General features: G+C 37.8%; 22 protein-coding genes and 1 pseudogene. 18 read left to right on the forward strand and 5 right to left on the reverse strand.

Annotated features, from left to right (window positions below; translation table 11 throughout):
• Positions 1-167 precede the first annotated feature (167 nt).
• From EHO58_RS12540 to EHO58_RS12615, 16 genes are all read left to right on the forward strand, one after another.
• On the forward strand, positions 168-1,538 hold the full coding sequence (locus tag EHO58_RS12540; protein WP_135680166.1) for an MBOAT family O-acyltransferase: 1,371 nt from the start codon (positions 168-170) through the stop codon (positions 1,536-1,538).
• Between the two features lie 11 nt (positions 1,539-1,549).
• On the forward strand, positions 1,550-2,599 hold the full coding sequence (locus EHO58_RS12545; RefSeq protein WP_135680167.1) for a DUF1574 family protein: 1,050 nt from the start codon (positions 1,550-1,552) through the stop codon (positions 2,597-2,599).
• Between the two features lie 106 nt (positions 2,600-2,705).
• Positions 2,706-3,041: an ArsR/SmtB family transcription factor gene (locus EHO58_RS12550; RefSeq protein WP_135680168.1), complete on the forward strand. Its 336-nt coding sequence runs from the start codon at positions 2,706-2,708 to the stop codon at positions 3,039-3,041.
• Positions 3,042-3,043: 2 nt separating this feature from the next.
• Entirely contained in the window at positions 3,044-3,520 is a 477-nt protein-coding gene (locus EHO58_RS12555; RefSeq protein ID WP_135680169.1) for an SRPBCC domain-containing protein, read from the forward strand.
• 11 nt (positions 3,521-3,531) lie between these two features.
• The gene (locus EHO58_RS12560) at positions 3,532-4,422 is read left to right on the forward strand and encodes an alpha/beta fold hydrolase (protein ID WP_135680170.1); all 891 of its coding nucleotides are present in this window, start codon (positions 3,532-3,534) and stop codon (positions 4,420-4,422) included.
• 60 nt (positions 4,423-4,482) lie between these two features.
• Positions 4,483-4,953, forward strand: a complete 471-nt coding sequence (locus EHO58_RS12565) for an ankyrin repeat domain-containing protein (protein WP_135629064.1) — start codon at positions 4,483-4,485, stop codon at positions 4,951-4,953.
• A 154-nt stretch (positions 4,954-5,107) separates the two neighbouring features.
• Positions 5,108-6,226, forward strand: coding sequence for a serine hydrolase domain-containing protein (locus tag EHO58_RS12570; RefSeq protein ID WP_135680171.1), 1,119 nt, complete (start codon positions 5,108-5,110; stop codon positions 6,224-6,226).
• Positions 6,223-6,552, forward strand: a complete 330-nt coding sequence (locus tag EHO58_RS12575) for a hypothetical protein (protein ID WP_135680172.1) — start codon at positions 6,223-6,225, stop codon at positions 6,550-6,552. The genes EHO58_RS12570 and EHO58_RS12575 overlap by 4 nt, the downstream gene beginning before the upstream one ends.
• Before the next feature lie 137 nt (positions 6,553-6,689).
• Positions 6,690-7,514 (forward strand): hypothetical protein, encoded by an 825-nt coding sequence (locus EHO58_RS12580; protein WP_135680173.1) that lies wholly within the window; start codon positions 6,690-6,692, stop codon positions 7,512-7,514.
• A 6-nt stretch (positions 7,515-7,520) separates the two neighbouring features.
• A complete protein-coding gene (locus EHO58_RS12585) occupies positions 7,521-7,808 on the forward strand; it encodes a TRL-like family protein (RefSeq protein WP_244241165.1) in 288 nt (95 codons plus the stop codon).
• A gap of 2 nt (positions 7,809-7,810) precedes the next feature.
• Positions 7,811-8,176, forward strand: a complete 366-nt coding sequence (locus EHO58_RS12590) for a TRL-like family protein (RefSeq protein WP_244241166.1) — start codon at positions 7,811-7,813, stop codon at positions 8,174-8,176.
• A 3-nt stretch (positions 8,177-8,179) separates the two neighbouring features.
• Positions 8,180-8,542, forward strand: coding sequence for a TRL domain-containing protein (locus EHO58_RS12595; protein ID WP_135680174.1), 363 nt, complete (start codon positions 8,180-8,182; stop codon positions 8,540-8,542).
• Between the two features lie 61 nt (positions 8,543-8,603).
• A complete protein-coding gene (locus EHO58_RS12600) occupies positions 8,604-9,488 on the forward strand; it encodes a fatty acid desaturase family protein (protein ID WP_135680175.1) in 885 nt (294 codons plus the stop codon).
• Positions 9,485-10,060: a CDP-alcohol phosphatidyltransferase family protein gene (locus EHO58_RS12605; RefSeq protein ID WP_135680176.1), complete on the forward strand. Its 576-nt coding sequence runs from the start codon at positions 9,485-9,487 to the stop codon at positions 10,058-10,060. The genes EHO58_RS12600 and EHO58_RS12605 overlap by 4 nt, the downstream gene beginning before the upstream one ends.
• Positions 10,061-10,939, forward strand: a complete 879-nt coding sequence (locus EHO58_RS12610; protein ID WP_135680177.1) for a diacylglycerol/lipid kinase family protein — start codon at positions 10,061-10,063, stop codon at positions 10,937-10,939. It abuts the gene before it with no gap.
• Positions 10,926-11,681: a phosphatidate cytidylyltransferase gene (locus tag EHO58_RS12615; protein ID WP_135680178.1), complete on the forward strand. Its 756-nt coding sequence runs from the start codon at positions 10,926-10,928 to the stop codon at positions 11,679-11,681. The genes EHO58_RS12610 and EHO58_RS12615 overlap by 14 nt, the downstream gene beginning before the upstream one ends.
• A gap of 12 nt (positions 11,682-11,693) precedes the next feature.
• Here the strand turns inward: EHO58_RS12615 and EHO58_RS12620 are convergent, their stop codons facing one another.
• Positions 11,694-14,672, reverse strand: coding sequence for a SpoIIE family protein phosphatase (locus EHO58_RS12620; RefSeq protein ID WP_135680179.1), 2,979 nt, complete (start codon positions 14,670-14,672; stop codon positions 11,694-11,696).
• A 292-nt stretch (positions 14,673-14,964) separates the two neighbouring features.
• Positions 14,965-15,816, reverse strand: coding sequence for an NmrA family NAD(P)-binding protein (locus tag EHO58_RS12625; protein ID WP_135680180.1), 852 nt, complete (start codon positions 15,814-15,816; stop codon positions 14,965-14,967).
• A gap of 129 nt (positions 15,817-15,945) precedes the next feature.
• Between EHO58_RS12625 and EHO58_RS12630 the strand changes: the two genes are divergently transcribed.
• Together EHO58_RS12630 and EHO58_RS12635 are read left to right on the forward strand one after the other, a co-directional pair.
• On the forward strand, positions 15,946-16,851 hold the full coding sequence (locus tag EHO58_RS12630) for an AraC family transcriptional regulator (protein WP_135680181.1): 906 nt from the start codon (positions 15,946-15,948) through the stop codon (positions 16,849-16,851).
• Between the two features lie 112 nt (positions 16,852-16,963).
• Positions 16,964-20,148 (forward strand): annotated as a pseudogene (locus EHO58_RS12635) (SpoIIE family protein phosphatase).
• Positions 20,149-20,169: 21 nt separating this feature from the next.
• On the opposite strand, the gene EHO58_RS12640 reads toward EHO58_RS12635, so the two are convergent.
• The 3 genes from EHO58_RS12640 to EHO58_RS12650 form a co-directional block, all read right to left on the reverse strand.
• A complete protein-coding gene (locus tag EHO58_RS12640; RefSeq protein WP_135680182.1) occupies positions 20,170-20,931 on the reverse strand; it encodes an ABC transporter permease in 762 nt (253 codons plus the stop codon).
• Positions 20,928-21,863: an ABC transporter ATP-binding protein gene (locus EHO58_RS12645; RefSeq protein ID WP_135680183.1), complete on the reverse strand. Its 936-nt coding sequence runs from the start codon at positions 21,861-21,863 to the stop codon at positions 20,928-20,930. The genes EHO58_RS12640 and EHO58_RS12645 overlap by 4 nt, the downstream gene beginning before the upstream one ends.
• Positions 21,864-22,037: 174 nt before the next feature.
• Positions 22,038-22,361: a DUF2834 domain-containing protein gene (locus EHO58_RS12650; protein WP_135629079.1), complete on the reverse strand. Its 324-nt coding sequence runs from the start codon at positions 22,359-22,361 to the stop codon at positions 22,038-22,040.
• Between the last annotated feature and the right edge of the window lie 160 nt (positions 22,362-22,521).

Below are 22,521 nucleotides of genomic sequence, written 5' to 3' on the forward strand. Positions count from 1 at the left end.
GTGTGAGATATTCGCAGTTATATCAATGTTGAAGTTTATGAAAAGCCAGAGTAGCAACACTCTGGCTTTTTTATTGCATAATGACATGTATTTTGAAAAAGGTTGAATACGGCTTAAGTTATTATAAACAATCGCCGGCCTTGATTTCTTTTTAGGCGGAAAATTTTTTGCTCTTCAATTCATTGGATTTTTTCCTATTCCTACTAGTTGTTTTTATAGTTTACTGGACGTTGCCTAACGTATATCGAAAGGTTTGGTTGATTTCCGCTTCCATATTCTTTTACGGTTTTTGGAGTATCGGATTCTTATTTCATTTTTTAGGAATATTAGCTTTTAATTATTTGTTTTATTATTTTGCTCACGGTTCGTATACCAAGGCAAAAGTTTCCTTCCTTGTTATTGTAAATCTGTTCAATCTCGCGATTTTTAAATACTTAATCTTTTTCGAAACCATTTTGAATGATTTAGGATTTTCAATCCAAGTTGCATATCCTTTGAAGGATTTTGTACTTCCTCTTGCGATTAGTTTCTATACTTTTCAGATCATAGCTTTTCACATAGATTGTTACAGAGGCGAGCTCAAAGAGAAAGTAAGTCCCGAAGACTTTTTCTTTTTTATACTTTTTTTCCCTCAGCTGATTGCAGGTCCTATTATACGATGGGCTGAACTTAAGAGGCAAATCGATCGTAATAAGTTGCCTCATGCAGATTTGTTGAGAACGGGAAGTGTTCTTATCTTTTTCGGTTTATTGAAGAAAGTGGTTATCGGAGATCAATTAGGAACATTAATAGATCCTGTTTTTCAATCTCCTGAAAAATACAATCAAGCCGCAATCCTATTAAGCGCATATGGTTTTGCTGTTCAGATTTATTCAGATTTTTCCGGTTATTCTGATATTGCCCGTGGACTAGCCATTCTTCTTGGTTTTAATATTCCGAGGAATTTTGATACTCCATATTTCGCAACTACCTTACAAGAGTTTTGGCAAAGATGGCATATTACTCTTTCCCGTTGGTTAAGGGATTATTTGTATATTCCCTTGGGCGGAAATAGATCAGGTAAAATTAATACGTATATCAACCTGCTTTTAACGATGTTACTGGGCGGGCTTTGGCATGGAGCAAATTACAATTTTTTGATATGGGGAGGTTTGCACGGTTTATTTTTGGCGATAGAAAGGCCTTTTGTCAGGACTTTTCAGAAGTATTCCAAATTTTGGCAGCTCGGAATCAGAAGTTTGATCATATTTCATTTCGTTTGTATCACTTGGATATTCTTTCGTAGTTCCAGCTTAAGGGATGCGATTGTATTTTTCGAAGGATTTACTCGAAATGTAGGTTCTAATTTATCCAATAATAGCCTTGCAGGTTGGTTGATATTTGGAGCGATAGCGCTTCATATACTCGAACGTAATTATCGCAAATTGAATTTTTTAACACAAAAGTTTTGGTTATTGCCAGCTTTTGGTATCGCGTTATTTGCCTTGTTTCCTTCGACAGTCAATAATGTTATGACTTTCATATATTTCCAATTTTAAGGATAGATAGAATGCGTAAAATTTTCTTTATTCTTTCCATTCCTGCTTTTTTCCTTACTCTTCTTTTACTCGATCGATTTATCACATCCGATCCTGTCATACGGTTTGTTAGAAAACAAAAAACTATGCAGGAGAATTCTTTAGATTTGATCCGATTGAAACTCGGTGAATTGGAGCAAACGGATAAAAAGACAGCGGTTTTTTTAGGCTCTTCACAATCCTTTTACTTTTCCACCTTATCGAATAAAGAAAACAATTGGGAGCCAGAAGCCGGAGTTAAGTTTGGCATCCAGAACGGGTTTGCACTAACCGCCGTCGATTTTTTTGCGGAGATGGCAATTCTCGACGAGATCCTCGAAGCAAAACGTCGCCCTGATTTTATTGCAGTGGAAATTTCTCCCTTTCTTGCAAATGAGTCCCTTCAGATTTTCAGATGGGATTCGAATATATATGAAAAATCTTTCTTAGATACTTTCTCTCAGGATGATTTACCTATAGCCTTACGTTCTAAATTTCGTACGGGCAAGTTTTTTAACTCTCTACAATATGGAGTGAGTTTTTATAATTTAGCCACATATTCTAAACGTCAAAATGGTTTAGGGATCGATCCTAATGCAATCCAAGGAGTTTTGGAATTCGCATTATTTTCAAGAGAAGAACCGGACTTAAAAGGGAAAAGAGCCGAAGAATTTTTTGAAGAAGAATATACCAAGACCGGGCAAGCTCAGGATCATTTCGGTTATTATAAAAACTTTCGAGTATGGGACGGTTTTTATAATATCTTGCTCCAACGAGTTCGCAAAATGGAAGAGTTAGGTATCAAATATGTTCTTTGGATCCCTGCAATTCATCCAGTACATGAAAAATACGTCTATAAACCTCAGGGAGTCGAAGAGAAATTCATTTTTGATTTTAAGAAAAGAATGAAAGATTTCGGAGACCTAGTCGTTTTCGATGCCAGGCCTTTCGGAAGAAATTGTGATTCATGGGCTGATTCCGTTCATTTAGGTTCGGCATGTTATAAAGGTTTGGCCGATTCTTTGTACGGTGCCGGAAAATAATTTTCCCCAATATAACCCACTTCTCCCATCGAGAATGTCCTCATTAGCCTGAAAAATACTTAAGTAAACGCTTGACTATTTTTCGTTTACTTTGATACTTAAGTAAATGCTTAACAATTCATCCTTAGACAGGATCTTCTATGCTTTGTCGGATCCTACTCGTAGGGATATCGTAGAAAGGCTTAGTAAAAAATCGGCTTCCGTAAGCGAACTTGCAAGTCCATTGGACATGAGTATGGCTGCAGTCGTTCAACATGTACAAATTTTGGAAGAAAGCGGTTTGATCAAAACCCAGAAAATAGGCCGAGTGCGCTCTTGTAGGGTTGAAACGAATTCATTGGAACTGATCGAAAGCTGGGTCCACCAGCGCAGAAAATTCTGGGAAAGGAATTTAGATCGATTGGGAGAATTTTTGGAAAAAACGGAGAAAGGAAAGAAGTGATTATGGAAAACCTAAAGGTTGCTCACGAAATTTTTAGCATAGAAAGAGTGTATAAATCCGATCCTGAATCCGTATATTCCGCATGGAGTAATCTAGAAGCAAAAGCGAATTGGTTTATCGGTCCTGGAGATTGGTCAGTCGTACAGAGAAAGCTGGATTTCCGAATAGGCGGAGAAGAGGTACTACATGGTCGTTTTCCAAACGGAAAAGAAACTTTATACAAAGCAAGATTTTCCGATCTAATCGAAAACCGAAGGATCGTTTTTGTGTATGATATGATCTTAAGCGGAAAGATCCACTCAGTGTCCATTGCTTCTGTGGAGATCGAAAAAGTAGATTCTTCTTCTACAAAACTAACGTTCACGGAACAAGTTGCATTTTTAGACCAAACCATCGGAAGAGAAGGTGTTGCTTCCAGGAAAGAAGGAACTTTGGCACATCTGGTCAGATTAACGGACTATCTTGAAAAAGTCAAATAAGGAGAACTAACATGAAAATTAAAGATTTACTATATTCTATTTTTATACTATTTACGGTTGCTACTTGTTCGGGAGGCTCACCTTTACAGCTTCGGGAAACACCTATTAAAATTTCATCTGAGCCGATCGAAAAAGGTCTCGCTCCTATCAGAGATATACAAATGTATTATGAGATCCACGGCAAAAAAGATGGAATTCCACTTGTTCTGCTAAATGGCGGAGGCTCGACGATAGAAGTGACTTATAGTAGAATTCTTCCTATTCTCGCCCAAAATCGTAAAGTGATCGCGCTGGATGAACAAGGGCATGGAAGAACTACCGATAGAAATGCGCCGGTTAGTTTCGAAACCTCCGCGGAAGATGTAGTCGCTCTTCTGAAATTTCTAAAAGTAGAACAAGTAGATATTTTCGGCTTTAGTAATGGAGCGAGTGTCGCTTTGAATGTGGCGATCAAACATCCAAAACTAGTGCGTAAACTCGTATTTGCTTCTTCCATTACAAAGAGAGAAGGGGCTTATCCTATGTTTTGGAATTTTATGAAGAATGCTACTTTTGAAAATATGCCTCAAGCACTAAAGGACGCTTTTTTAAAAGTAAATCCGGATCCTAAAAAATTGCATACGATGTATGAGAAAGATGCTGCTAGAATGCGCAACTTCAAGGATCTTAGCGATAAAGAAATTAGAACTGTTGGAATTCCAACTTTGATCCTGCTTGGAGATAGAGATGTTCCAAAACTGGAACATGCAGTTGAGATGGTCCGAATGATACCGAAAGCAAGGCTTTTAGTTTTGCCTGGAGGACATGGGGATTATTTAGGAGAAGCGATCATGTCCCAAGGAAAGGATCGATATCCTGAATTGACCTCGGCTTTGATCCAAGATTTTTTGGATTCTCCATAAAGGTGAGATCAAAATCCGGATCCAATCAGTCTATTTTCTAAATATAGATTGGGAAAAAACATGCTAGATTGGATTAAAAATTGGATTAAGGATCGAAAGACAATACAGAGGGGAAGGGAATTATTTTCTAAGATCCAAGATGGAGATAAACAAGGTTTCAGAAAAATTTTGGATCTGATACCCAATAAGGGTGAATTGAAAGAATGTACTAAAGGCCTTTTAGGCTTTTGTGCTTCCGAGATCCAAGACCCTTTTTATTTGGAAACATTGTTGAATGCCGGTTTGGATCCGAACCTTCCGGATAGAAACGGGATCTTTCCTATTCATAAAGCTGTGGAAAATGGTAAGATCAAACCTGTTCAGATCCTTTTGGAACATGGAGCGGATCCCAATGTTGCGGATCCGAAGGGTGTGACTCCATTACATATTTCTTATAGTTACGATGGATTGGCGGAAATTTCGGAACTTTTGATCTCAAGTGGCGCAGACACGGAAAAAAGAGATAATTTGGGTAAAAGATATTTAATGTAATTTCGACTGTAGGAACTCCCACATGCGATTCCCGTGGAGTTCCTACTCAGTTTAACTAAAATTCCCACACTTTGTATTTAAAATTTCATATTCAATCCGAATATTTTGGAATATTTTATAATCAGGATCTTTCCCATTTCTATCCGAGATCACGATGGGAATCTATTTAAAAAAAGTCTGGCTACTTCTTCTTTTATTCTTTGGTGTATGCTCCAAAGTGGAAAATTTTCCATACTCTTCCTATACTATTCAATTCGACGAGAAGCCAGGGATCATATCCTTATCTAAATGGGCAACAGAAGTACAATTCCAATCAAGCAAATCTAAGATCCGTACAAATGCGATTTTAGTACTCCAAAATGGAAAAACGATATTAGAAGTTTACTCATCCGAATTCGGACCGAAAACATTGCATCCAACCTGGTCCATCAGTAAATTTTTATTGAACGGAGCAGTCGGCCAAGCCGCGGCCCTAGGAAAATTGGATTTAGAAAAACCGGTCCAATTTTATCTCCCAAAATTTACTCTATCAAATTCTGAAGAACTAAAAGTAAAACATCTGCTCTTCTTCGCATCCGGAATCGACTGGAAAGAAAGGTATGAATGGGCACCTTTTAATTCGGATATTCTGGAAATATTGTATGGGGAAGGAAATCGAGATATAACCGACTACATTTCTAAATTAAAATTTTCTCATGTTCCTGGGGAAAAAATTTCCTATTCCAGCGGAGATTCTAACCTGTTATCTGCTGTTTTGAGTTCCGTAGAAAAAAATTTTCCTGAGTCCTATTTTAAGCGGATCGGGATTGAATCATATATTTGGGAAAGAGACGGTAAAGGAGTTCCAGTAGCTTCTTCTTATGCCTATTTATCCGCAAGAGATCTTGCAAAAATCGGACTTTTGTATTCTGAAGAAATTTCAGGAAATCCATTCGGTATTTTTTCCAAGGATTGGATCTCTAAAACATTTCGAATCTATGATCTTAAGAGTAAAAGACCTTGGTATTTGGATGCACTCCGTATTCCAAGTATGGGGGGACATGTATATCTGAATCAATTTTCTCCAGACTCAAAAGATCTATATTATCCGGGGCTTTCTTCTGGATCCTTTTTTGCTTCAGGTCATTGGGGGCAATATATGATCGTGGATCCTGAGAAAAAATTGGTGGTAGTTCGTTTGGGAAATGATAGAGGTGCAAGATTTCCTATGAGAGAATTTTTAAATCGTTTGCTTCCTATTTTAAATGAGAATGAGCACGGAATATCTCCATGAAGAATTTTATAAAAGTATTATATATTCTCGGAGCTATCTTTCTGATATTGTTTTTGTTTATATTCTCCATATGGAAATGGAGAATTCTTCCCGACTCACTCGGCAGAACATATTCTACTTTTGCCGCAAAAGAAGGTTGTTCTTGTTTATTCGTTTCTAAAGGTTCTGAAAAATATTGTAAGGATTATACAAAACAATTTTTTTCTCCGGATCTTTGGATTCAGGATGATAATTCTCTGTCTATCGAATTTTACACCTTATTTACCAATTTTAAATCAAAGGCTATTTTTAAACCAAAGCAAGGTTGTAGCTTATATTTCCCTTGAAAACTCTTCAAGAAGCGCCTAACGAAGGTAAATAACTTCAAAAAAATTGAAAATTCTGAATCGGATATAACTTTTTTCTGGCTCAATCAGAGGGAGAATGTATAGATTGTAGTGCTATATTGATTGGGTAGGCTTAAATGCTAGGTTTTCGTTTTTTCTCTTGTTTGTTTTTATTTTTACTTCCCGTATTCCTCTGGTCAGAGCCGAATCCAGGGCAGTCGGAACATCCTTACGGATTTTATAAAGGGATTTTTCTTTTATCGGGAACTACCGGAAATTCTTTTCAGACAGGAGGAAGTCTGATCTCGAGGGAAAAAGAGGTTCAAAAAAATCTGAAAGCGGAATCTGCCTCGGGTCATACTCCTCTTAAGCTACTTGGTCAGGATGCGTCTCCTTTATTAGGTCTTCCTAATTCTCAGTTTTCTACTCCCGTATCTTATCGTTTATTTTTTGAATACGGAGTAACGGATAAGATTGGTTTGGGATTTGCCGCTAGTTCTTTTTCAATGGATGTGACCAATAATAGGGAATATATAGATCTTTCTCGTCTATCTCCGAGCCAGCCGAACCCTACTTATGTGGAGGCGCTTCCTTATACTAAAAGATTTTATAATGATAAAATGTATTCTTTAGCAGTCTCTTTTCACCCTCTTTCTCGATCTCGTATAGATCCTTTCGTCAACTTAGAAGCAGGGATCGTACAATATACCACTAGCTCTAGAAATATTCATCCAAGCACTGCCTTCGAACCGGCCACTTCAACTGGTACGGGTTATGGAGTGAGGGCAGGTGCCGGTGTGAATTTTTTTCTAACTCCTGAGTTCGGGTTACAATTGGAAGTCTCCGGTCAGAAAAAATGGCTTAAGTCGGATATTATCGGAAATACAAGTTTGGAATCTGTTCAGATCCAAATGGGCTTCTTGTTTAATTTCGAAAACATCGCTAAATATTCCGAAAGGTAAATCAGTTTGAATCGAATTATATTTTCTATTCTTCTGGTGTTTACGCTCGAAGCTTGTAAGGGAATCATTTATCGTCAGGAAAAGATCCCTGGTAAGATTGGAAATGTGGAAGGCAGAAAAAGCGCCAAAGTATGCGCTTATAATTTTCTATTCTTAGTTTCTGCCGGGGATGCTAGTATAACGGAAGCAAAACGTGTAGGTGAAATTGATCGGATACATTCCGTAGAAATCGAAGTCTCTTCCTTTCTTTTTATCTTTTTCAGACGTCATTGTTTGATCTTAACGGGGGATTAGATATGATTCGTAGATCTTTTTATAAAAATAGAAAACAATTATCTTTTAAAGTTTTATTTGTAATCCTATCGATCTATCTCCTTGGCTTGGATTGTATGAGTTTGGGAGATTCCTATCGCCCCATCCCTGGACTTCTCTATAATAGTGTGTCCTTCGACGGAGATTTTAATCCTCAGAATTCTGTTCGACCCTTACGATTCGGAAAAGGATGTGTCCATCATATTTTTAGGATCTACTCATGGGGAGATGCGGCGGCCGGTTCCATAGCTTGGAGGGAATTAATTACGAAAATATCATATATAGATCATAGTGTGACGGATTTCTTTATTTTCTATGGAAGATATTGTACCTATGTTTACGGAGAATGATATATGAAGTTTACTATGTTTTTTTCGATCCTTCTCCTATTATGCTCCTGTTTTCCGGAATATCGGGTTCCTTATAGTGCGTTGATAATAAGCGCCAAGCATACTTCTAGAGGAGAATCCAATATATTCTATCCTTCTCGCCCTGAACAGAATGCCAATGTTATAGGGCAGGCGAGATTAATTAAAGAAGGTCGTTCTTGTTCTTCTTCTGTAGCTTATCTGGATACATATGTTTTTATTAAAGGTGGAAGTGTAAGAGACGCTGCTCAATCTGCAGATATAAAAATGATCGGTGCTATCGAATATTCTCACTTTAATCTATTAGGGATTTTTATAAAGGAATGTATTATTGTTAGGGGAGAGTAATGGATATTACGTTTTCTGAAATTTCGTTTTCGAAAAATAGACCGATTTGGATCTAAAGTTTATGAATTACGAAGAAGTAATAGAAAGCAGATTCAGAAAGTTTCCGTGGTGGATTCCGATATTCAGCGGGGTTTTGGCTTTCTGTCTGTATGTTTTTCTGCTCTACTTTCACGAAATATTCATATCCGGAGGGATTTGGATACTGCCCGTTAGCGGTTTGTTCTTACATTCTTGGATGATACTTCTAGTTCATGAAGGAACTCACAGAAATCTCACTCGCTCTAAATTCGATCGATGGATCTTGAATCTTGCAAGCGCTTTCGTTTTTCTTCCTTTTTATGGAGAACCTTTTAGGCTTTCTCACCTTAAACATCATGCAAAGACAAACCTTCCTGACGATCCATTATGGCCAAGGTGGAAATTGGAATTATTTAGAAAGAACCGTATTCTTTACGTTTTGTTGGAATTCCTACCGTTGGTTTCTAGTATTTTTTCTTTGTTCTGGAAATCTTCTTCTGTAGTAGTCGGTAAAGATAATAAGACTACCTTTTCCAAGGAGACTTTTTTCTTTTTACTTCTTTCCTTCATCGTTTCCGGGGTTCTATTTTATTGGTTTCGACCCGATCTATGGTTTATTTTCGGAACATTCTTCTTTGCAAATTTTTGGGGATGTTTTCGCCATTGGTGCGAACATACAGGATATTCCAAGGAAAGAGAAAGTAATACGTTTTATTTTCCGCTAGGATTCGGGATAGGGAACCACGAGATCCATCATGAAAATCCGAATCTTTCCTGGCTAAGTCTTGCTCTTGGGCTTCGAAAAAGAGAAAAGAATATTTCAATTTTTGAATGTTTTATCGGACTTTGTTTTTCTAAAAAATATATGCACTACGCGACAACAAAAGAGAACGATGCCTCTTTATTATCTTCTTCGGAGTTTTCATGAATTCTTATAGTAAATACATTCCAAACTGTATTACGATTTTACGTTTTTTAACTCTTCCTTTCCTTGTTTATCTCATCTATAAAAATGATAGATCTTTGTTTTCTTGGCTATTTTTTGCGGCATTATTGAGTGATATCGCTGACGGATTGATTGCTAGGATTTTCCGTTTGCAATCTGAACTAGGGGCAAAGTTGGACTCTTGGGCGGACCTTCTTCTTTTTTTCGTCGGTATCGCGGGTATACTGATATTCGAACCTGATTTTTTTTATGAGTACAGGATTTGGATCGGAATAGTTCTAATCCTATATTTCGGAGAGATGGTTTATTCCTTATGGAAGTTTAGGACCATTTCTAGTTTTCACACGTATGCGAGCAGAGTTGCGGCTTATTGTATAGGGATATTATTTATGACCCTATTTTGGTTCGGCGCCTTCTCTCCTATCGTATATGTTTCTTTCTTTGTGAGTTGTTTTGCCTACGCGGAAGAAATTCTGATCTTAAGAGTATTGGAGGAACTCCGTTCTAATGTGCGTGGAATATATTGGATACAAAAAGAAAAGAGGAAAATATAAATGGGAAAATCGGTTGCGATCGTAAATGGAAGACTTCGCAAAGAAAAATCTGGAATTGATTCATTAGTCCGCTCCAGATTGGAGAACGAAGGAATACGTCTTTTGGTGACTCAATTTCCGGGGCATGCCAAAAATTTGGCTCAAAAAGAAAGAAACAATTCGGAGATCATCGTAGTAGGAGGAGACGGAACTTTACATGAGGTGCTCTCTTCTTTAAAGCCTCCCTTTCCTAAGATCCGCTTGATCCCGGCTGGAACAGGGAATTCTTTAGCGAGAGATTTTGGTTGGGAAAAATGGAACCGAAAAGAAGAGAACTTGAACCCAACAAAGGAGACAATATTGGATCTCCTACAAATAGAGGTTGTGACTGAGGAAGAAACTTTTTCATGTTATTCCGCAAGTACCATTGCATTTGGTTTTCCTGCTGCGGTTACTGAAATTGCAAACTCCAGATTCAAAAAGTTAAAAAAATATTGTTATCCTGTAGCGGCGGGTATCGGAGTATTTTTTCAAAAAAGAAAAATGTATGAAGTTTCCTATAACGGGGGTACAAAGAACAGAATTCCTCTGACTGGATGTATTCTGAATAATACCAGACATGTTGCGAATTTTTTGGCGTTTCCTAATGCAAAACCAAACGACGGAAAATTGGAAGTTTTGGAATTAAACTCCGGAATTTTAGGGCAGACCTTACATAATCTTTCCGTTCTTTCTCGAAAATATTTTTACGAACCGAAAGCTCCTTTTCAAGTGAATTCAGTCGTAATAAGTTTCGAATCTCCAGAGATACTTATGGTAGACGGCGAAATTTATAAAAACGTAATTTCTTTTTTCGTAAAAGTCCTTCCTGGATCTTTGGGGATACATGGACCTAGATAAAGAATCCTTACCTGTACTTGGTTTCGTAATTTTCGGTTTTTTGGTGGGAGGGATTTGGTTTTTTCACTCCTCCAAAGGTCGTTCTAAAGAAGAAAGGACTTTAAGATTTCGAAAATACTGGTCCTACGCTTTAATTGTATCCTTGTCCTCCTTATTTGCAGTATGCGGAGGATATTTATGGCTCGGATATATTTCGGTTCTTTTGTTATTCGGTGGTATTGAACTGATTCGTAATCTTTCTATTGGACGATCTGTTCAATTTTTTTCCGTTTTAGGAATGTACCTGATATTAGGAATCGGAGCTTTCCTTTCCTTTTCGATCCTTTCTCCTAAATTGTGCCTATGGTTGTATTTGGGGATCGCCGGATTTGACGCCTTTAGTCAGATCGTAGGACAAAGTTTCGGAAATACGAAAATTTCTCCTAAGATCAGTCCGAATAAAACCTGGGAAGGATTTATGGGAGGGCTAACGTATCTATTTTTATTTTCCGGATTTGTGTTTTCCTTCTGGGGGAATTTTTCTTGGAAATGTATTTGGATTCTTCCTATTTTCGGATTTTTAGCCTTAGCAGGAGATTTGGCTGCAAGCTGGATCAAAAGAAAAGTTTCGATCAAAGACTTTTCCTCCATACTTCCGGGGCATGGAGGTTTTCTGGATCGATTCGATTCCTTCTTATTTACCCTAAGTGTTTGGACTTTTATTTCGATCCCTTTGGGCGTTTTTAGAGAGCCTTGGAATTGAAAGAAATAAAGTTTAAGATTCGATCTCTAATAATTTTTTGAGTTTTCGAATATTCTTATTATCCGGATCTATTTCTTCTGCGGACTTTGTGAAGCCGATTGCCTCTTCTCTATTTCCTAAAAGTCGATTTAGATCCGAAAGATGAACCAGGTTTTGCACATTCATAGGTTGCATTTGGTTCACCATCATTGCTGCTTCTAAGGATTGTGCCAAGTTTCCAATACGTTTTTCCGCAATAGATAGGTAATACCAAAGTTCTGCCGTGTCGGGATCCTGGGTTAGATATTTGCTTAAGACCTTTACCGCTAAAGGATAATCCTTTTCTTTAAAGCTGATCAACCCGAGTAGTTTGTTTAATTTTTGATTATTATTATCCGTTGCATATGCATCTAGAAGAATAGAGATCGCTTTTTGAGCTTCTCCATTTCGATATAATTCTTTTCCTTCTTTATAAAGGCTTTGTAAAACTACCTTATCTGCAAAGTCATTTCGATCTTCTCTTTGATCTATTGCAGGTGCGTTTACTTCTTGGAAGCCGATCCTTAGGATAGATAGGTCGTCTATGACTTCTCCTATATTTCGGATATTTTTTTCGATCGATTTAATATCTCCATGAGATCTTTCTACAACATCTAAGAATACATTTTCGTCTTCGTTGATGATCCTTTTTTCGTTATGTACAGATAATAGAAGATCGTCTCTTCCGTCGGAGGCAAGTATGATCAAGTCTCCTGGATGAAGTTGGAATTTTTTCACCTTAAATTCGAATTCGGAATCTAATCCTAATTTACGAAGTTCTAATGTATCTTCAATAAACGAGGCTTTTCCGTCCCTGTATAAAACTGAGAACGGATGTTCTGCGTTCCAATAGAACATTTCTCCTGTTTCATCGTCTATTAATGCTACAGTTGCGGAGATTACCATAGTTCCATCGAAACTTTTGAATACCGAATGAATTTCCATATAGGTTTCAGTCAGCCATTCTTCCGGTGTTTTTGCTAGGACTCTTTTGTTTGCGGCGGATCTTGCCATGATAGAGTTCATTACGACTCCCATGACCAAGGAACCTCCAGCTCCTTGCATCGATTTTCCCATAGCGTCTCCATTCATCGCCATGGTGAATTTTTTATAATTATCAGGAGTTCCTAATCGTAAATTTCCGGTTAAGCAGATATCTCCTCCGAGTTCTCCTTGTTTATTGCGAAATTCGAAATATTTCTTTTGTCTGATAAGAAAGCTGGTATTTACTTTAGAAGACTTATTTGCGTTATAGAATAGAGGTTTAGCAAGTAGGGAAGTTAAGAAGTAGTCTCCGTCCTGTTGGATTTTCAGTCTTTGGACTTCTTCCATTTTTTCTTGGACTTCTTTGGTACGTTCTTCTACCTTTTCTTCCAGATGGTCCGCATGTTCTTGCAATTGTTCTCTGGCGCCTCGTATGGAATCCACCATAGAGTTGAATGATAAGGATAAGAAACCGATCTCGTCCATAGTTTTGACAGGAACGTTGACATTCAGATCTCCGTGGTTTACCTTCTCCACACCGGATAATAGATTATTGAGAGGATGGATTAAGCTGACCCTAAGTAGGATAGGGAATGCGATCAATATGAAGAACGTAGTCCCGAAAATGATCAGGATCAACCAGCGGGCAACATCATGGATCACCTGTCTGAATTCTACATATGCAAATCCGACTTCGTATCTTGTCTGACCTATCACAAAATCATAATGGATATAAAAATCTCCTGCGACCCTGAATAGTCTGGAACTTAAAGGAAGGTTTGTTTCTTTCATTTCCTTCAGTGTAATTGTCTCTAATTCGGGTTCGGATTTTCCTTTATGTAGCTTTTTGTTCTTCTCGATCGCTTCTTTGAGCTGTTGGTTTTTATAATATTTTTCTCCTTCTTTCAAGATCGTTTGGTTTAAACCGTCTTTGGAAAAAAGGATCTCATATTTATGATCGAATATGCCTGGGCCGACCGGGCGAGATAGAATGTATCTTACATTCGGAGGGAAATTAGTATCTCCATTTCTGATCTCCGTTTTGACCGAGTTCATCTCTACTAGATTTTCTTTTTCGATAGACTTATCCATCGAGAATAACGTAATATAACTGATCGCACCCAATGCTAACACAACCGTAACCACAGCACTGGATAGTATTTTTCCCATAAAACTTGTAGGTTCTGGAGAATGGTTCAGGTAGGCACTTTGTATAAGAAACATCGTACTTACTGATAGGATAAAATATACGATCGCGTAAGTGTCGTAGGATAAGACTCCTGACTTATTCAATACGTTATTGTACGCATTTAGTATATTTATAAGTACAGTGACCAAAAATGCTCGGAGCGCGATCCCTTCTTTTCTGGACGGGAGAACGATCCTCATTATGTTCAGAGGTAAAAAAAGAAGAGCTTTAACAAGAATACGGACCGGTAGAGCCAGAGAAGCGGCAGAAGTATTCCATTTTTGGAATATTCCTGTATAACGGGAGAAGTAGATCGTCTTTCTGATCAGAATAACTGTGCTGAGTACAAAACAGAGTAGGATCGCAAAACTCGCTTCTTTTCCGAAATCGAAACTGTAATGATGTGCGGAGAATAGATATATCTTCTCCTTTCCTGCAGTGTTTATAATGAAGTGGATCCAAGCGACTAAAGCGATTACTAAGGTTAATGGAATAACTACCTTGGATTCTTTCGGATAAATATTTCTGGGAAAATGATAACAGAATCCTATAAATCCTACGATCGCGAATATCACAAAAACGGTAAGGTATCTATGATATGCTCCTAACGGATTGAAGATAGAATAGGAAAGAAAGTAACCGAAAAACATGGTTCCATATCCCAGATACATTATAAGTAAATAATATGTGGGAAGTGTTCTGCTTTTTTTGAATATCAAGAACCCGCTTAAAACGACGGTTAAAAGGAATAAGGAGAAAACTCCGCTTGCATGATGGGAGAAAAGAATGGAGGCTTCCATATCGGACTTGTTAGATTTTGCATAAATGCCTAATTGTCAAGAGGATTACTGAATACATGATAAATAGCAATAGATGAGTCCTTTATTTTAGATTTTTATCGAGCGTTTGATCGACAAAAGAAAATCATTTCAAATATGTTTCAGAATTTACTCTAAATTGCTATATGCACTAAAACTTTCGTACTATTTTCTCATTTCGACTTTTTATAATTAGGTGATTTCAGGTTCTATAACAATCGCTCGACCTTAATCGATCCGAAGATCGGATCAAGGTCGAACAAGAGAGTTGGTTCTAATTCAACCAGACCTTTTTGTTTTGCTCAGCGTACTCATCAAAAGAGATAGGGTCTTTTCCAGTAATTTCCCGAACGGTATTTAGTATGGGAGAAGAATGGCCTTCTTTCAATGCACCAGCAATGAATACCATAAAACTTGCATAGTCTTCCGGCACACCGGCTTGTAAAAGACCTGCCTTAAACGTCTCAGGGCTGATATCTGCGTAACTCACTTTTAAACCGGTATGTTTGGAAATTTTTTCAGCGACTTCTTCATGAGTGAGCGCTTCTTTTCCGGTTAATGTGATCCCTCTTCCATTGAATTGATCGTTCAAAAGAGCGGAAACCACGGAAGAAGATATATCATCCGTATGAATAAAGCTGGTCTTTGCATTTCCTGCAGGGAAGGATATCTTCTTATCTTTTAGTATTCCGGAAAGCCAATACGTTTGGAAGTTTTGCATGAACCAATTCGGTCTTAGGATCGTATAAGGAACTCCAGAGTTTTCCAAACTGATCTCTAATTTTCTGAATGGAGCCTCAGGAGGAGCAAAGTCCACTCCCATTGCGCTCATTAGAACTACTTTTTTCAAAGAAGAAGTTTTGGCTTTTTCGAACCAAGGGTTTAATACTGAATATTGATCCGTATACCCTGGAGGGGAAATGAAGAAGGCCCTCTCCACTTTTTCCAAAATTTCAATTCCTTTTGTAGGTTGGGTAGCATCTGCGAATACCCATATTAATCCCGGAAGTTTTTTACCTGTTTCGGGTGTTCTAGTTCCTGCGTATACTTCATGACCCAAATCCAATAATTTAGAAATTACCAAACTGGAGATCTGTCCTGCTCCGCCATAAACAAAAATTTTCATTTGATTTATTCTCCTGTAACTTTGAATGATACAAGATGTCTTGAAATTAGGCTATGTCTCAGGATCTAAAAAACATATCCAAGAGTATAAAGGAATCGACTTTTGGATATTATAGCTTATTCTTAAAATATGGATATTCTTTCGGAAATATTGACAAATGCGGGTTGGAAGGCGGATCTACTCGCCAGGACTTCCCTCTATAAACCTTGGGGATTTCGTTTTCCTTGTGAAAGGAGCGGTGGATTCCATATTCTTTCCCAAGGTTCATGTTACGCAAGGATCAAAGGAAAACTGATCCATTTGGAAAAGGGAGATATTCTATTCGTTGCAAAAGGTTTGGATCATGACCTTGTATATTCCCCTGATGATAATGTATTACATATTTCCAAGTTCCAGGATATGTCCGAAAAACAAAAAAGATCCGATAAACTTCCTTTAACCACATTCGTTTCCGTTCGTTATGAAGTTCCTGAAACTGCTCAGCATCCATTTTTCTTAGAACTTCCGGATTTTATTTTAGTAAAATCATCCGATGTTCTAGCGCATCATCCTTTGAACACTACTCAAGTATTGATCTCTCAAGAATTGGATTCCGGTATAGGTTCCGATCTGATATTACAAAGATTAACCGATATTCTTTTATATTACGTAATCCGACACTGGTTGGAGATCCATCCTTCCTATTCTCCTGGCTGGAGAAGTGCATTTAAAGACGAAAAAATTTTAAGAGCATTAGAGGCATTACATAGAAAACTTTCTTATCCTTGGACATTGGAAAAATTATCCAGAGCAGTCGGTGTTTCTAGGGCTTCTATCGCGAATCGATTTAGAGAAGTTTTGGGATGTACTCCCATGGATTATTTGGCAAAATTAAGAATAGATAAGGGAAAAACTCTGATGATAGAGGAAAATTTTACCTTAGAAGAGATTGCAAGGACTGTGGGTTATTCTTCTGCGTTTGCTTTTTCCAAAGCATATAAAAGAATACACGGTCTTTCTCCTAGAAATTCAGAGCTGGAGAGATTGGGAGCTTAGTCATTCTTTCGAATGGAATCGTTCTAATCAAAGCTTCAACTATAACCGGTTCTATTTCTCAAACAATCTTCTTGACGGAAACCGGTTTTGAGATTCTTTTTATGCTTCCGATATGGACCAGTTCTATTTTAATTTTTACTTTTTCGGTTCTTTATTAGCCTGTCTTTTTTCTATTTACGTTACCTTCTTCTTTTTAAGTATCAAGGATAGAAGTAAGGCGGCATTTCACTTGGGTCTTTCCACTCTGGCGATGACCCTATTCCATTTAGCTTATATTATTGCATTTATCTCTTTTGATCAATGGACGATCATTCATCGTTGGCTGGCGATCCCTTCTCCTATGATGGGATTTGTTCAGTGTTTTATATTTTTCTTTTATTTTCCGAATCCAAGAAACGTTAAGTTCGGCTTAACCGTTTATTCTATTCTATATGCCGGACTCGCAATTGTAGAGGCTACATTTATTGCAGTAACATTACAATCGGATCATCGTTTTAATATAGGTAGCAATTATTGGGATTTCGAATCCCATAAGTTCTATAAAATTTTTTCCATTATAATTTTAATATATAACTTTTCTTTTTTGGCCTCCGCTACTTGGAGAGCGATTGTAGAGAGAGGAAAAGAGAGAAGATGGATCATCTATATTGCAATCGCGTATTCTACCATTACGATCATTCCAGGTATTCTGAATGTAATGAGTAGGGACGGCTCAGTTTCTAGAAAAGTATTCCAACATACCACCGATATCGCTCTTGTAGCCGGCTTGTTTCTTGTTTTGATCATTTATGCAAACGCAACTAAGGAGAGGACTACGATTTTGAGTAAGATTGTAGCTGTGACCATGGCTACTTTTCTTTTGGCGTTTCAATTAGTGGGATATGCGATATTAAACGGTTATGAAACTTCTTTTGATACATTAAAAGTACAGGCTTCCGAACTCGCCGCGTTTCAGGGCAAAAAACCGGAGGGATTTGCATATCTTCTTTCTTTTGATCCGGATTCCAAAGAGTTCCTCTTGGAAAAAGGAGAGAAAGACTCCAGGTTCGATTCGGAAGATCGTTTGGAGATTAAATTTTTCAATATATCCCGAAAACTTACCACTTTGGGAACATTGAGCGCGAAAGAAAGATGGGAAAGATCTAAGGTTATTTTATCCAATTCTCCTAAAGAGTTTTACGCATATTCGGAAGGGATAAAGAATTTTTACGAATCAAAAGGAGAAACAAAAGTTTCAGATGCGGAACTTATGAATTTCTTTCGTTTTTTAAATAAAAAACTGAATATTATAAAAAACAAATACTCCAATCTTCCTTCTAAAAACGATCCGGCAGCGGTGAGCAAACTTCTGAATTCGGAAGAGATCGGTTTGAAATCAGTGCTTGAACAAGTTCGCAAAAAAGTGGAGAAGGATATTTCTTCCGGAAAATCAGAGTTAGAAGTAAGATCTTCCTTTATTCTTCCCTTAACTTCTTTAAGAGAAGTGGGGGAGAGGATGTATAGAGGAGCCAAGTTTAATAAAGCGAACGAAAAAACTCCAGAGTTCTATTTGGCATATTTAGTGATCCATCCTCAAAGTGAAAAAATTTACGAGGTGGGGTTTACTTATAAATCCTTCAGAGAATATTTACATTCTCCATCTTTAGTAATGGTGATCTGTCTTTTGGTAATGATCGTTACTATTAGTTTTGGATTTAGATTCTTCTTCCATAATGCGATCGTAAAACCGATGGAAGAAATTGTAGTAGGTTTAACGGAAGTAAACTCCGGAAATTTAGAATATAGATTGGTCCCAAGAGTAGAGGATGAGATCGGATTTATTGCAAGATCTTTTAACAGAATGGCTAGGTCCATTCAGGCCGCTAGAAAACGATTAGAACAATACGCTAATGAACTGGAAGAGAAGGTAAAGGATAGGACCAAGGAATTGGAACAAACCTTGACTGAGGTCCAGGAATTAAAACAACAACAAGACGCGGATTATTTTTTAACTTCTCTTTTGATCAAACCCTTAGGTTCGAATAAAGCAAATCAAGAAAATGTAAAGGTAGAATTTCTTCTGAAACAAAAGAAAAGATTCACCTTTAGAAAACATGAGGATGAGATCGGGGGAGATTTGAATATCTCCAATCATATAGACTTACAGGGCAGATCCTATACCGTCTTTTTAAATGGAGATGCTATGGGGAAATCCATGCAGGGTGCGGGAGGCGCACTGGTTTTAGGATCCGTTTTTGAATCCATTATTGAAAGAACAAGGGTAGTGGACACGATCAAAAAACAATCTCCTGAACGATGGTTAAAAAATGCATTTATCGAATTGCATAAGGTATTCGAAAGTTTTGACGGCTCTATGCTGGTCTCTTCTGTGATAGGACTTGTGGATGATGAACTTGGAATATTATATTATATTAATGCGGAACATCCTTGGACGGTTTTGTACAGGGATGGGATCGCAAGTTTTATAGAGAACGAGTTCATGTTCCGGAAATTAGGAACAACAGGTGTAGAAGGTACCATTTTTATCAAAACTTTCCAGTTGGAACCGGGAGATTGTATCTTCGTGGGATCTGACGGCAGAGATGATATTATCGTAGGTATGGATTCAAAAACGGATCCTAAAACCAGTGCGCCTCCCGCACCCTGCATGGATTTCCCCATAGCATCTCCATTTAAAAAGACGGTATAGGATCTGCCCTGTAAGTCTATATGATTGGAGATATTCAAATCTCCCCCGATCTCATCCGATTATCTTTTACCGGTAATGGGAAACATTCAATCCCTCAAGACGAAAAAAGGCAAAGGATCAAGGAATTACTCAGGAACGCAAAGGAAACCTTCTTAAATAAAGATACACAAGAAGCCCTTAGTTATTTAGAAGAAGCCGAAGCCTTAGATAGCAGAGTTCCTGAAGTAAAGAAAAATTTCATAAAACTTTTCTTGAAGTTAAAAGATTACCAAAAGGCGGCAAGATACGCGGAAGATTATTTTAAGATGAATCCGATCGATAGCGAGATCTTATATGTGGCTTCTTTTGCGGCTAGAAAAGCAGGTCAGATCAGAAAGGCCTTGGATTTTAGCGAACGTCTTCGTTTGAGAGAACCTTCTCATATCAAAAATCTGATCAATCTTGCAGAGATCTATATAGCGGTTAAAAATTTTGATAGGGCGGATTCTATCTTAAAGGATGCGATCCGTATAAACCCTTCTAATGAATCTAATTCGAAAGTAGAGGAACTTTTGAAAAAATATTCGGATCGTTTTTCGAATGGAAACGGGCAGCCTAAGGAATCATAGGCCGCTTTCGTTACTGCTTCGTTATTTCTTAATATGATATCCAGTTTTGAACATCCAAGCTACAACGCATAGGCAAAAAATCAAGAAGAGTGAGATCATTGTTAGACTGATTTCAAGACTTACATCTCCTATCTCATAAAAACTCCATCTGAACCCGCTGACCAGATATAGGATCGGGTTGAATAGAGTTACGGTTTGCCAGAAAGGAGGAAGCATATTTGCAGAATAGAAACTTCCACCCAAAAAAACTAAAGGAGTGATGACTAACATCGGGATCACTTGCAGTTTTTCGAAATTATCCGCCCAGATTCCTATGATAAATCCGAATAGACTGAAAGAAACACAGGTTAGTATCAGAAAGAACACCATCAAAAATGGATGAGCGATCTTAATTTCCACAAACATAGAAGCGGTAGCAAGCATGATGGAACCTAAGATCAAAGATTTGGTTGCAGCAGCTCCCACGAAACCGATCACAGCTTCCATACTGGAAACGGGGGCGGATAAAATTTCGTAGATGGTACCTGTAAACTTAGGGAAATAGATCCCGAAAGAAGCATTGGAGATACTTTCAGTCAATAATGAAAGCATTACAAGCCCGGGCACAATAAAAGAACCGTAAGACACTCCGTTCACTTCTTGGATCCTGGATCCGATCGCCGAACCGAAAACGATAAAGTACAAAGAAGTAGAAAGAACCGGTGATGCAATACTTTGCATCAATGTTCTTCTCGTTCTTGCCATTTCGAAAAAATAGATGGCTTTGATTGCGTTCAGATTCATTTGGGTTCCTTCACTAATTGTACGAAAATTTCTTCCAAACTGCTTTGGGTGGTATTCAGGTCTCTGAATTCTATTCCGGACTTTTTCAATTGTTCTAAGAAGTTTGCGATACCGGTTTGTTTTTCCTGACCGTCGTAGGTGTACAATAATTGTTTCCCTTCATTCTTTAATTCCAACTCATAACCGTTAAAATTATTCGGCAGACTTTGGAGGGGAGAAACAAGATCCAATAAGATCTGTTTTTTCCCAAGCTTATGCATTAGTTCGGTTTTCTTTTCTACAAGGACCAATTCTCCCTTGTTCATGATGCCGACTCTATCAGCGATCTCTTCCGCCTCTTCGATATAATGTGTAGTGAGAATAATGGTGACACCTTTGTCTCTGAGAGCTCTCACTACATTCCACATATCTTTTCTGAGTTCTACATCCACACCTGCAGTAGGTTCATCTAAAAATAAAACTGCCGGTTCATGTGATAATGCTTTTGCGATCATTACCCTTCTTTTCATTCCCCCGGATAGGGTCATGATCGTTTGGTCCTTCTTTTCCAAAAGAGAGAGGGACTTTAGAATTTCTTCGATATATTCCTTGTTAGGTGATTTTCCGAATAAACCCCTGGTGAAACTCGTAGTGCTCAAAACGGATTCAAATGCGTGAACTGTGAGTTCTTGGGGAACAAGACCGATCATGGATCTGGTCTTTCTGTAATCTTTGATAATATCGTAACCACCTACGGAAACAGAACCGGAGGTTGGATTGACTATCCCGCAGATAATAGAGATCAGAGTTGTTTTTCCGGCCCCGTTCGGGCCTAAAAGAGCGATGATCTCTCCTTTTTCAATATCCAAGTTTATATTTTTTAAAGCTTGGAATCCGTTAGAATAGGATTTGGAGAGGTTTTGGATGGAAACAATGGGAGAGTTGGAGTTCATACGATTCCTTCAAACCGTTCAATAAATTATGAGATTATCCAAAATACGAAACTCAGGTTGATTGGCCCACACCAATTTTAGAAGATAGAATGGTTTTGTGGGCCCCTGGAGATTGGTCGGTTCCCTTAAAGCGGAAACCGAATATTGGAATTCCTACAAAGAACAAAAAGTGGTTCAGTTACGATTCTGTTTTTCTCTCAGATAAATATAATAAGCTGCTCCTACTGCCACACCTGGAACCACACCGAGTAGAAGTGCGATCCACCCGTTCTTGATCCCTTTTGTTTTCGCATCATATACGATCCAGGCTGCGAGAACGAGCCAGGTAAAAATTATATCCAGAGCGTAAGCGCTGGAGAATGGATTTACAAATCCTCCTAAAAACGCGCCGATCACGTCGAAGTTTTGTGATAAAGGTGGAAGTACTAAATATAGAAAGCCTGCGGTAAACACAGAGCCTAGGACGATCAGAAGATTTCTAAATGTTGAAAGATTCATTTTATTCTCTTGGTTAAAAGTTTAATAACAAAGAGTAGGAATTTTTGTAGGGAGCGCTACAAAAAATTTTATCCAAAACGGGGTAAAAAAATTTAGAGAAGGTTCCCTAATTTATAAATTTTTTCCAAATTTTATCTAAAATCAGTTAAAAAATTTTCTC

The sequence above is a fragment of the Leptospira selangorensis genome (genome assembly GCF_004769405.1).
GTDB lineage: Bacteria > Spirochaetota > Leptospiria > Leptospirales > Leptospiraceae > Leptospira_B > Leptospira_B selangorensis.